We start from the raw sequence: 12,400 nt of genomic DNA, 5'->3' as shown, positions 1-12,400 counted from the left end.
ACGCTGTTTGTTAATAATTTGATGTATTTTCAGCAGATTCAAATGTATTGTTCGTCAAATGTCACTCCAATCAAAAACCTTATGCAAAGACATCGCTTTCATCAATACCTGACTTTTTTGCTGATTTTGCTGGTACACATCGCCATAATTTTAATCTGGCAAAGAAGCGCATCATCATCAAATAAAATCACCAATAACGATAAAGTATTGCTTCTACTCGCATTACCACAGCAAAAACCAACTACAGAAGTCGCTCAACAAAGAACTTTAGTAAAAGCCAAACCAAGATCGACAATCACATCGGCTAACAAAAAACCAATAATTCAAGCTGAGCGAATCACCACAAAAACCCAAACACCTGTACCAATATCCGAACCTGATACTCTTTCAGTGCCAGCTCCTACAGCTCCAGCACTACAAAAAAACATACGTGAATTAAGTTTGAGTTTGAAAGACGACTTTCTAAAGCAAGAAAAAAACTTCCGCCCTGACATTAAAAGTAGCAGTGAGAAGATGAAGAAGTTTTCGAATACCTTAGCTGGCATGGCACAAAGTCAAACGGAAGGCGTCGTTATCGAGAAAAAATTTGCCTATGATGGCAGACCGGTGAGCAAAGTTAAAACACCGTTTGGTACCTATTGTGTACGACACCCCAAGGCTGGCGAGAAATTAGAATTATCCCCACCACCGCTTCCCGTAAGCTGTGGACAGCTATAAATAAACCAACAAAAAAAATACACTTTTACAAATATTCAGAAGCCCATTATTTTTGTCATAAACCTGTCACCTGATCGGCCTAGAGTAGTTCCATTTCTAGCAAACTCTCAGGTACAAATCATGAATACGAAAGCCTACTTTCACAGCAAAACAACGATTCTTGATTCCTTTTCAGCCAGTAAATTCTTCGCTGAACTAAAACCGCAACACAAATTAATTCAATCGCAAACTTGGGCTGACAGCCATATTGATTTATTGGCGCTGAATCTCAAACCAGCTGCTAACATCGTCACGATCGCTGCTGGTGCTTGTCATGCTTTAGCTTATCTCAGTACAAAACCCGCAGCAATTCACTGCGTCGATGAAAATCCGGCACAACTAGCGCTATTAGAGATTAAAGCGAAAGCCTTGATGCATTTACCTGATTACGATGCCGTACTTAAATTTTTGGCGCAACCGCATCAAAGTGATAATTTGAAACGCTACCAACGTCATTTGCGTGCCAACTTATCCGAACAAGCTAGTCATTACTGGCAAAAACGTAATCTTTTTGGTCGCCCGCGCTATTACGCCTTTAGTAAAAATTTACAAGAACATGGTTATTACAATACTAGCCTGCGCGGCCTACGATTTCTGTTGAGCCAATTAGGTGCCCGCTTCGACAAACTACAGCAAGCTAAAGATTTACCCCAACAAAATCTGATCTTTGAACAAACCATTTTGCCCGCATTACAAAATAAGTATTTTCAATTTTTGATGCAACGCCGCTTTGTCTTGAATCGCCTTGGCTTTAGTCAAAACCAAATCACGCGCCTCAAAAATGCGAATCAAGAAGAAATATCCCCCATCTTGATACAAAGACTGCGACGTCTATTATGTGATTTCAGTATTAGCGACAACCATTTCGCACAACAAGTCATAGGGCAAACTTACCAAATCCAGCAACAACAAAGCCTACCCTTGTATTTACAAAAGGAAGTTTTCCCACAACTACGTCAATATGCACACCGTGTTCATCCGCATCAACAACGGCTGATCGATTTTTTACAACAGCAAAGTGCCCAATCCATTGATGCCTTCGTGTTACAAGATCATCTCGATTACCTACATCCAGACCACATTAAAACTCTCTGGCAAGAAATTAATCGTTGCTCCGCACCAGGTGCAAAAGTCCTTATCCGCAGTTTGGGAACACAATTGCCGTTACCACAAATCGTTTTCCAATCCACAGAAACGAACTGGAAAACAAATTCATTACATAACCAAGCGCTACAAAATAAGGATCGCTGTGCCTTATACGGTTCCTTATTTGTATTCGAAAAATCCTGCTAAAAATCAAAATTCATCAAAAATAAGTAAAAAAATATTAATAAATGTCTGTGGATAAGTCTTTGTATATCTTGAGGAGCTTATGTGCAAAACCACATGAGCTTTCCACAGTCCAAATCTTATGCAGAATCTATTCTTTTTCTGTACAAGCATTGTCCCAGTCTTTATCCTTGCGCTAAATCCTTGATTTCAAGTTAGTAAACCGGCTTATCCACAAAATTTGTCGCCGTTAACTACTACTACTATGTATATATATACCTTATGTATACAAAACAAAGCGAAGTTCTTGTTATCTTCTTCTTTTGAAAAACCATGCTTATTTCAAATAAACCGAATACCACAGGCTTAATCTTTGCCATGCGTGAAGAACAAGAAGGATTAGAAGCCTTTATTCAACACAAAACAGTTCATCGAATTGCTAAACGCAATTTCATACAAGGTGAGCTGTGGGGACATCCAGTAGTCATGGTATTAGCCGGAATAGGAAAAGTAGCAGCCGCAAGTACGACAAATCTCTTGATTCATCATTTCCAAGTGAATCAACTGATTCTAAGTGGCGTTGCAGGCGCTGCTGATCCGCAGTTAAAGGTGGGAGACATCGTGATTGCTGAAACCTTGCTACAGCACGATATGGATGCTTCGCCCTTGTTTCCTCGTTTTGAAATTCCGTTAACTGGTAAATCACGTTTTTTTGTACAACAAGATTTGCATATGGCCTTACAAAATGCCACTGACCAGTTCATTAAAACCATGCATCAACATTTTTCTGCGAGCCAAATCACGGAATTTCAATTGCAAGACGTGAAATCGCATACTGGATTAATCGCGAGTGGCGATCAATTTATTCACGACAGCAAAGTGTTAAAAGAATTAAAGCAAGCGCTACCTAATTTGTTAGCGGTAGAAATGGAAGGCGCAGCAATTGCGCAAGTTTGTGACGAACATGATTTAGCGTTCGCGATTTTAAGAACAATTTCTGATAGTGCGGATGAAACGGCGCATGTTGATTTCTTAAGCTTTGTAAAAAACGTCGCTGCGCCGTATACCTTGGAAATTTTGAAGAATTATTTTGAAAATCGAAAAATACAAGTCGATTGAAACATCAAACAGAAGAAATACAAGAAAGAAAAAAATATTTTTTTGTGGATAAAGCTGTGGATAAGCTTTGCAGATTTTGTGTAGAACTGTCTTACTTATCCAAGTCAAAAAACTTATACAAAAATTGTTGAGCGTTCATACAAAGATTTTCCGCCTACTTATATTTTCTGTAGCGCCTTGATTTTAATTAGTAAACTCAGCTTATCCACAAAATTTGTCGCCGTTAACAACTACTACTATTCATATATATAAACTTATTCAATTAAAAGAAAAAGACCTTGTTTTTCTTCATCAAAAAATCTGCTGAAATAATTCACATTTGTTGAAATAAATGGGTATGATTGCGGCTCACTTCGAGTTTCTCGGAACATCCTTTTAAACCTAACATTTGTCGACCACGAAAATCCCGCGTAACTTCCGCAATAGCACTCACCCTAACCAAAGCTGATCGATGTATACGCCAAAATTCTTTAGGATCTAATTCATCTTCTAATTCTTTTAAAGTTTTTCGAATCAAAAATTCTGCTTGTTCTGTTTGTACCAAAGTATATTTTTCATCCGATTTAAAAAATAGAATTTCTTTGGTACTGATCATGCGCAAACTGCTACCAACACTGGCTTGTATCCAACGTAGATATTCTTTTTGTTGTGCTTGTTGTAGCATCAGTTGCGTCAATAATTGTTCGACTTGTTGTGATTGATTATTTGATTTAGCGACAGGTTTTTCTTCTTCATTATTTTTTTTATCCGCAAATTTTTCTAAAACTCTTTGTTTTAGACGTAAGCAAGTTTGCTCTAAACGTTCGACATCAATAGGCTTTAAAAGATAATCCATCGCACCACGTTCAAATGCTTGAATTGCATATTCATCGTAAGCTGTGACAAAAATAAGAATCGCGTTTTCTGCTAACTGTGCTGCCGCTTCTATGCCATTTTTTCCAGGCATACGAATGTCTAGAAAAATAATTTGAGGGTGAAGTTTCTCTGCTTCTTCTATCGCAACAATACCATTTTGAGCTTCGGCAATAATCTCCAGCTCTGGCCAAATTTGCTTTAGTTTGCTACGTAGATGTGAGCGCATTGGAGCTTCATCATCGACAATCATGGCAGTAATTTTATTCATATTATGTATTTGGAATATGTAAGGTCAATTTAGCGCCACCGGTTTCAGGAACTTCAATTACTAAACTAGCTTTCAATCCATACAGAACTTTCAGACGTTCACGGATATTACTTAAACCTATGCCGTCATCGGCATGTAAATCAAAACCAATACCGTTATCACTGACTTCAACTTGAACTTCCGCTTCACCCTGACGCGCGATAATATGAATATGGCCGCCATCCGTTTTAGGCTCTAAACCATGCTTAATCGCGTTCTCAACTAAAGTTTGTATCATCATCGATGGAAAAGCTAAATGCGTAAGCTCAGGTGGACAGCTAATCTGATACGTTAAACGTTCTTGCATACGTGCCTGCATAATATTTAAATACGCACGCGACAATTCTAATTGCTGTCCTAATTTACCTCCACCTTGTTCGCGAATTTGCGGTAATGCAGCACGCAAGTACTTAATCAAATGGGTATGAACAATCGATGCTTGTTGTGGATCGGTTTCAATTAATTGTCCAATTAATGCCAAGGTATTGAATAAAAAATGGGGTTCAATTTGCGCTTGCAAGGTCGCCATTTCTGCTTCTAAAACACGACGTTCTAGCGCTTCAACGTCTGCTCGTGTAAGAGCATCACTGGCGACCAATTCAGCTTTACGTTTACCACCCGCTAAACTCTTGATCATGATCGATACAAAAGCCAAGAAAGGTATTAATCCACCTAAACCCAAAATGGCACCGATAATCATCGCTAAGAAAGAAACGAAAATCAGGTAAGACCACGAAATGACAGCCAACCAATCAAAAAATTTCCACCAAAATACTTTACTTGTTTCGATCAGATCTAACATGAACAAAAGTACTTTGTTTTTATCATCCGCTTTCATGTTAGCTCTCCTCATCCGGTTTCTTTTCTGTCGATTTTTCTGCCTTTGTTTCTGTTGGAGCTTCGGTTTCCGCTGGAGTATCTTTACCGATAAAACACTTCAACAATAAGGAACCAATCACCAACCAATTCGCTAAAACATGTAGTGATAACAAACCACCAGCGATCAAGGTCAATAAACAAGCGAGAAACAATTTTCCCCAAGAGACATCGATAATCCATTCTGCGTAACGTTGCCAAACATATTTAGCTGTATCTGCCACGTTCAAAACAAATTCGAGCACTGGATTTTTAGTGTTTGAGTTCATGGTATTACTCCCTGTAGTCGATGGATTTTCTGAAGAATTCATTGATGTTGTTTCTAATACGACGGCATTGCTAACGAATGTTTGGTTTTCTGTATTGTTTGAATTCATTTTATTTCTCCTCAAGTTTTTGTTTGTACTTAAAAATTGAATGATCTTTGCTACTTCTATGACTACACAGTAGCACCAGCAGAAAAACCGCTCTAGGCTTCTGCGATTAAGCGTACAAACGTATAGCTCAACGGTAATTTTTAGCGATAAGTGGATACGAAATGGATACGAGTTGGAAACCAAATAGAAAGGAATTAACGAGAATTGTTTAGTTCAATTGCTAGTCATAGCGTTTTTTAGCGCTATGCATGGAATATTGATGTCAGTTCTTAGTGAGCATGACCTACAATGGAGGCTAGATTTAACTTCAATACTATGCTCGGCGTTTTGCCTGAAAAATCAGCACTGATAAAGAAAATAAAGAAGAGAACAACAAGGGAAGTAAGAAATAATGAAGAAACTGATCAGTTATCTATTGTTAATAACAAGCATATTCAGCATTTCTGCTTGTAGTCCTCAATTTGATTGGCGTGAGATTAGAAATAACGATGCGCCATTTGTTGCGACTTTCCCGGGAAAGCCTGCAAGTCATAGCAGAGATATCGAGTTAGATGGTCTTAAAGTAAAACTCTATATGACGGCAGCTGATGTAAATCAAATTAGTTTTGCAATCGCTTATGCAAAATTAGAGAACAGTGACAAAAATCTACAAACTCAACATCAGCAACGTGCTCTCAGTGCGATGCAAGTTGGGATGCTAAAAAATATTCAAGGAACTATTGTTCAACCTACACCGATTGAATCACCTAAAAATACCTTAACAGCGATTGGTAAAACACAAAGCGGAAAGACGATCAAAATGCTTGCGCGCTTTGTTCAACATGGTCCGTGGATTATCCAAGTGGTGATGATGGGTGATGAACAAGCAATTACACCCGAAGTGGCAGATATGTTTTTTGGATCGATTAAATTTAATTGAAATGAATTTGGTATTCAAATTTTTTCTATCAGTACTTTTAGAAAGACAGTATGTTAATTATTTTTAAATCAAAAGCAGCGGCAGAAGTGATTATGTATAAAGAACATATTGCACTTGTGTTGGATGCATTAAGTAAAGATAGTCATCGCGGTGTGATTACTTTTGCTGAAAGTGCGAATGCGATTGCACTAATAGAAAAATTAATTGAAGAAGATAAGCAAATCAGAAAACAGCAAGAAAGCTTAAATGACAATGCTGACGATGAATCCGACTTAGATGAATTTGAAAAAAAGAAACGCGATACGGTAACATTATCAGCGCGATTATTTCCTATTCTAGACATGCTAAGAGCTGCGAATAAAAAACAAGAAGATGTTTTATGGGGAGTGTAAATTCATGACCGCGCATGTAGAACATACGAAAGAATTTTTGATCGATGCTTTAGATGGAACTTCTTTATTTGTTCGTGATTGGGATGTAAAAGACCAAGTAAATGCGCCAGGCATTGTCATCATGCATGGCTTGGGTGAACACTCAGGACGTTATGTACACATCGCCCGGTTTTTTAATACCTTGGGTTTTAAAGTTAGAAATTTTGATCAACGTGGACACGGGCAATCCGCCGGTGGGCGTGGTGATATTCCTGACGTCGATGCGATTTTGCGTGATACGCGTTTGGTCATTAATGATTTTGCAAAGCAATTAGAACAAGCGCCATTGATCTTAGCGCATAGCATGGGTGGTTTGTTTGCTACGCGTTTCGCGCTAGAAGGTTTAACACCATTAAGTGGTTTAATCCTTTCTTCTCCCGCTTTTTCAGTACGTACTAGTTGGTTAGAAAAATTTTTGTTCAAAATTAGTCGTGTATTAATTCCACATTTAGCGGTGGGACATGGAACCAATGGACGTTACTTATCGCATGATAGTGAGGTTGTGACCGCATATCAAAACGATCCTCTAGTGCATGCCAGAATTAGTGCCAGCTTATTTCAAAGCATGCTCAATACGATGCAGTACGTAAAAAGTAATGCGACAAAACTAAAGATTCCAAGCTTATTATTGATTGCTGATGGTGATTTGGTAGTGAACCCACAAGGCGCAAAAAATTTTTTAGCGCAAATTCAAGCTAGTTCAAATGCACATTATGTCAAGGCACACATCTACCCGGGTTTTTATCATGAAGTTTTTAATGAATTAGAAGCCTTGCGGGTATTTGATGATGTCAGAGTCTGGTTGGAACAAAATCATTTCTTACCAGATGTTCAAAATCAGACGGAAGTTTAAATTGTTTTAATGGAATTGTTATGGCTGAACCAACTAGAAAAATCTTGACCCGACCTGCGCTGAATAAAGCTAAAACGCGGACAGGGAAAGAACAATTGAAACCTAAAGCACCAGAACCCGAGACTTTGCCAATTAAAGCGGATTCGCTGGCGTTTAGTTTAGTCGGTGCGGCGCAAACAGTTGCGTATGTGTTAGATGGCATCGCTTTGCCGCAAGCATTGTCACGCGTATTTACACAAACAGATGCCAGCCCACAAGCACGCGGTGCGATTCAAGATATTTCTTACCGCACTATGCGACAAGTTGGACGTGTCGATGCATTAATCGCCGCGATGACCACAAAAGCACCTGAGCCGCCTTTGTTATATGGTCTTTTATGTTGTGCCCTAACATTACTCATCACAGAAAATACCGATGAAGCACCCTATGATGATTTTGTCGTCGTTGATCAAGCGGTCAACGCGGCGGCGTCGTCTCCGAACATGGTGTTTGCTAAAGGAATGGTCAACGCCGTGTTACGTCGGTTCTTGCGCGAGAAAGATGAATTATTGACGATGGTGGTCAAACAAGCGGCAGCGCGTTGGAATTATCCTCAATGGTGGGTTGATCAATGTAAGTCGGCCTACCCACAAGATTGGCAACAACTACTAAGTGCTGCAGACACGCCGCCGCCAATGACTTTACGGGTCAATCAACGATTAAGTTCTATTGAAAATTATTTACTTCTGTTGAAACAAGCACAGATTGAAGCAAGCCAAATTGGTCCTAGCGCGATTCGATTACATAAAGCTTTGCAGGTGCAAAATATTCCTGGTTTTGCACAAGGCATGGTTTCGGTACAAGACGCTGGCGCGCAACTAGCGGCCGTGCTGTTGGATGTGCAAGATGGACATAAAGTTTTAGATGCTTGCGCAGCACCTGGTGGTAAAACCGGCCATATTCTTGAATTAGCTAAGGTGGATTTATTAGCCTTAGATGTTGATGCGAAACGATTAGATAAAATTCATGACAATCTGGCGCGTTTACAATTATTCGCTACGATCAAAGAAGGTGATGCTAGTTGGTCAAACTGGTGGGATGGTCAGCAATTTGATCGTATTTTAGCGGACGTTCCTTGTACAGCTTCTGGTGTAGTGCGTCGTCATCCAGATATTCGTTGGCTACGTCGTAAGACCGATGCCGCCCAATTGGCAGTCACTTCCAGCCGGATTTTGGACAATTTGTGGCGGATGTTAAAACCCGGAGGCAAGCTCCTTTTGGTCACTTGTTCTATCTGGCCAATAGAATCAGAAAATCAGGCTAAGGCTTTTGCTGAACGACATGCAGCTATTCGTCTCGATGCACCAGGACAGTTGTTGCCAACGTCGGAAATCAACAACGAACATGATGGATTGTTTTATGCCTTATTTCAAAAACCAGAAGTTTGAAACTTGTTTCAAGTTATGATGTCAATAAGACTTGTTCAGTTTTTATAATTTGCTATTTGTAGGATTGACCCAAAACAGACGCTGGCGTTGTTGTGTTCGCCTTGCCAGTAAAATTTTGCGTCAGTCCTCATTTGTTGATATTTGTTGAGTTTGGCTTAGGACTTTCTGGTTTTTCACATGTTCACAAGTTTGATCCACATTTCGAGATCAATATTTTTTGCATGGGCGCTGATGTGTTTCGCGCCCATGCTGTTTTCGTCCGCCCATGCGCATGCTGCTGACGTCGAAGTCATGAACGCTAAGTTAGAAAGTACGGATGAAGGTTATCGCGTATTTGTCTCGTTTTCTTTTGAATTAGGATCTGATTTAAAAAGTGCCATCAACGAAGGTATTCCAGTTTCATTTACTGCAGAAGTTGAAATCAACCGGCCACGTTGGTATTGGTTCGATGAGAAAACCATACGTTCGTCACAGACTGTCAGAATTCAATATGATCTATGGCGACGTCAATATACCGCCGCCGTCAATGGTGGCTTAAAGCAAAATTTTAATAGTTTAGAAGAAGCGATGGCGCTGGTTTGGCGCCCGCGTCGCTGGTTAGTTGCGGATAAAAAAGCACTTAATCCTAGCGCTACCTATAACGTTGCTGTACGACTTAAATTAGACAGCAATCAGTTATCAAAACCCATGTTAATAACTTCGTTTAGCAATAGTGATTGGCGTTTGGCCTCCGAGTGGAAACGATTTACGTTCAAGGCTGACGACAAGTGACAAGATTTTTGCGGCAAGGTTTAGTCATCGGCGGCGTTCTAATGAGCGTCTTACTTTTCATTTTGATGACGGCGACAGAAAACTCAAGTCGCTTTCGCGCCATTAATGAAAATCTCCCTTTGCTGTTGATGGCCAATGCCGTGGTCGCGTTTGGTTTGCTAGCGATGGTGACCACGCTCTTGTGGCAATTAATACGTCGTTATCGTCAACGTGAATTTGGTTCACGGATCATGACGCGTTTGGTCATTCTGTTTGCCTTGACCGGGATTTTGCCTGGCTCTTTGATTTATCTGGTGTCAGTGCAGTTTGTGACACGCTCGATTGATTCCTGGTTTATTGTCAAACTCGATCCCTTGCTGAATTCGGGTGTGAATTTAGGACACACCGCCTTAGATTACACCTTAAAGGATCTTGAAGGTAAGGCACGCAGTATGGCGAATCAATTAGCCGATATTGCGGATAGTTCACTGTCTTCTTCTTTACCTATTCGCCTGTCACGTCTGCGCGAACAAATGCAAGTGAAAGAAGCAACCATCGTGAGTAATCGTGGGCGTGTGATCGCCACCTCGAATGAAAATAGTGGCGTTTTAGTGCCAGAATTACCCACTGCTGGGATGATACAAACAGCACGGGCTGAGGGAAAATATTCGCAGTTCAGTAGCCATGTCGATCACACCGGCGAAGATGCGACCCGAAATTTGTTTACCGAAGCGCATCAACATACCAGCACCGAAAATAGTAGTCAGGAATTTTTGCGGGTGATTATTCCTTTACAGTCTTCCGGAATTGATTCACGCTTTCAGAAAGAGCGAAATTATCTGCAAGTGATTCAAGCGGTTCCAGAATTACTTGATACCCAAGCCAAGGTTTTTACGAATGCGATTGCAGAACATAGAGAACGTTCATCAAGTCGTAATGGCTTGAAAGATATGTATCTTGTCACCCTGACTTTGCTTTTGCTATTTGCGATTTTCGGCGCAATTACCGCTGCATTCTTTATTTCTGGCGAATTAGCTAGGCCGCTTTTGCTACTGGCGGAGGGGACAAAAGCGGTGGCAGAAGGGAATTTATCACCACGCCCTATCACCACTACTTCCGATGAACTTGGCAGCTTGACGCAATCATTTAATACCATGACGCATCAATTGTTTGAAGCCAGATCATCAGTCGAGAAAAATCGTAATGAATTAGAAAATGCGAAAGCTTATCTAGAATCCGTTTTAGGAAGTATGTCTGCAGGTGTGATGGTGCTGGATCAAAATGCTTGTCTAGTGAGTTGTAATCATTCGGTAGAACGAATTTTACGCCGTGAACTAGATAAAGAAATTGGTAAACCTCTATCGCAAATCCAGGGTTTACAGGTTTTTGCTTCGGCAATTGATAAGGCATTTTCAGAACAACATGCGCAATCTGCTGGTGGACCTGAACAAGAACATTGGCAACAACAAATTGAATTACCCAGTTCAGCCTTCGAAGGAATTAGCGATACCGAGAAATTCGCTTCCAATAGTGAAGAGGAAAAAGGCGTGACTTTGCTGGCCCGAGGTTCTCATTTGCCTGTGAATTCGAATGTTGGATATGTGATTGTTTTTGATGATATTACGAATATTATTTCAGCGCAGCGTTCAATCGCGTGGGGTGAAGTTGCTCGCCGTCTTGCGCATGAAATCAAAAATCCACTGACACCTATTCAACTGTCTGCAGAACGTTTGCAAATGAAATTAGTCGATAAGTTGAATGATATCGATGCACAATTCTTAAATAAGAGTACAACCACAATCGTCAATCAAGTGACATCAATGAAGCGGATGGTCGATGATTTCCGTGATTATGCAAAGATTCCCCAAGCAGTCTTATCTAAGATTAATTTATCGGCCTTAATTGATGATGTTCTGCATTTATACTTGTCAGGCGACGGCCGCGATATTATTCATTTGCAGATTGCTTCCGAGCTTCCTTTGATCATGGGTGATGCAACCCAAATTCGTCAGCTTATTCATAACTTGCTGCAGAATGCGCAAGATGCGGTGAGTGAGAATGTAAAAGCGGGTCAAACGCCGCGTATCGATGTCAGCGCCGAAGTTGTGCATTATATTAGTGCCGATAAAACAGAACGCGTCGCAGTACGCCTGTCGGTGATTGATAATGGCCCGGGATTCTCTAATAAAATATTGGCTCGTGCATTCGAGCCATATGCTACGTCGAAACCTCGTGGTACGGGTTTAGGTTTAGCGATGGTGAAAAAAATTGTCGATGAACATGGCGGTAAGGTCGATATTCAGAATCGAACTGATTCAAACGGTGCCAAAGTTTCGATTTTGCTGTTAAAGTTAGCACCGGATGCAAATACCTTAGTATGATGCGAGGTTTTATCTCACTAAGATCTAAAAAATAGTTCAAGAGCTTCCTTAGAGAAGAATGACATCACGTAAATAGCGGA

The 12,400-nt window shown here is 40.4% G+C and carries 12 protein-coding genes; 9 read left to right on the top strand and 3 right to left on the bottom strand.

What is annotated here, in order from left to right; all coding sequences use genetic code 11:
- Nucleotides 1-21: 21 nt before the first annotated feature.
- From H8K33_RS13190 to H8K33_RS13180, 3 genes are all read left to right on the top strand, one after another.
- Complete coding sequence (locus H8K33_RS13190; RefSeq protein WP_186891500.1) at nt 22-717, top strand: hypothetical protein; 696 nt, start codon at nt 22-24, stop codon at nt 715-717.
- A 120-nt stretch (nt 718-837) separates the two neighbouring features.
- A complete protein-coding gene (locus H8K33_RS13185) occupies nt 838-2,049 on the top strand; it encodes a DUF3419 family protein (RefSeq protein ID WP_186891499.1) in 1,212 nt (403 codons plus the stop codon).
- Nucleotides 2,050-2,358: 309 nt separating this feature from the next.
- Complete coding sequence (locus H8K33_RS13180) at nt 2,359-3,144, top strand: 5'-methylthioadenosine/adenosylhomocysteine nucleosidase (RefSeq protein ID WP_186891498.1); 786 nt, start codon at nt 2,359-2,361, stop codon at nt 3,142-3,144.
- Between the two features lie 313 nt (nt 3,145-3,457).
- Here H8K33_RS13180 and H8K33_RS13175 read toward each other — a convergent pair whose 3' ends face one another.
- Genes H8K33_RS13175 through H8K33_RS13165 form a run of 3 tightly spaced genes read right to left on the bottom strand, consistent with a single transcriptional unit; the run spans nt 3,458 to nt 5,559 of the window.
- Nucleotides 3,458-4,267, bottom strand: a complete 810-nt coding sequence (locus H8K33_RS13175) for a LytR/AlgR family response regulator transcription factor (RefSeq protein ID WP_186891497.1) — start codon at nt 4,265-4,267, stop codon at nt 3,458-3,460.
- Between the two features lies 1 nt (nt 4,268).
- Nucleotides 4,269-5,144, bottom strand: coding sequence for a sensor histidine kinase (locus H8K33_RS13170; RefSeq protein WP_186891496.1), 876 nt, complete (start codon nt 5,142-5,144; stop codon nt 4,269-4,271).
- Nucleotide 5,145: 1 nt separating this feature from the next.
- Entirely contained in the window at nt 5,146-5,559 is a 414-nt protein-coding gene (locus H8K33_RS13165; RefSeq protein WP_186891495.1) for a hypothetical protein, read from the bottom strand.
- Nucleotides 5,560-5,950: 391 nt separating this feature from the next.
- Here H8K33_RS13165 and H8K33_RS13160 point away from each other — a divergent pair, with 391 nt between their 5' ends.
- From H8K33_RS13160 to H8K33_RS13135, 6 genes are all read left to right on the top strand, one after another.
- Nucleotides 5,951-6,478, top strand: coding sequence for a hypothetical protein (locus tag H8K33_RS13160; RefSeq protein ID WP_186891494.1), 528 nt, complete (start codon nt 5,951-5,953; stop codon nt 6,476-6,478).
- Nucleotides 6,479-6,528: 50 nt separating this feature from the next.
- Nucleotides 6,529-6,870, top strand: coding sequence for a DUF1840 domain-containing protein (locus H8K33_RS13155; RefSeq protein ID WP_186891493.1), 342 nt, complete (start codon nt 6,529-6,531; stop codon nt 6,868-6,870).
- A gap of 4 nt (nt 6,871-6,874) precedes the next feature.
- Entirely contained in the window at nt 6,875-7,762 is an 888-nt protein-coding gene (locus tag H8K33_RS13150; protein ID WP_186891492.1) for an alpha/beta hydrolase, read from the top strand.
- A gap of 20 nt (nt 7,763-7,782) precedes the next feature.
- Nucleotides 7,783-9,189: a 16S rRNA (cytosine(967)-C(5))-methyltransferase RsmB gene (rsmB, locus tag H8K33_RS13145; RefSeq protein ID WP_186891491.1), complete on the top strand. Its 1,407-nt coding sequence runs from the start codon at nt 7,783-7,785 to the stop codon at nt 9,187-9,189.
- 246 nt (nt 9,190-9,435) lie between these two features.
- Nucleotides 9,436-9,960 carry a DUF4390 domain-containing protein gene (locus H8K33_RS13140; RefSeq protein WP_246443594.1) on the top strand — a complete coding sequence of 175 codons (525 nt, stop codon included), beginning with the start codon at nt 9,436-9,438 and terminating at the stop codon, nt 9,958-9,960.
- Between the two features lie 41 nt (nt 9,961-10,001).
- A complete protein-coding gene (locus H8K33_RS13135) occupies nt 10,002-12,320 on the top strand; it encodes a sensor histidine kinase (RefSeq protein ID WP_222613415.1) in 2,319 nt (772 codons plus the stop codon).
- The last annotated feature ends 80 nt before the right edge of the window (nt 12,321-12,400 follow it).

The organism is Affinundibacterium amnicola (genome assembly GCF_014284275.1).
Taxonomy (GTDB): Bacteria; Pseudomonadota; Gammaproteobacteria; order Burkholderiales; family Burkholderiaceae_D; genus Undibacterium; species Undibacterium amnicola.
Note: the sequence above shows the minus strand (reverse complement) of the source record. Positions and strands in the feature narration are given on the sequence as shown.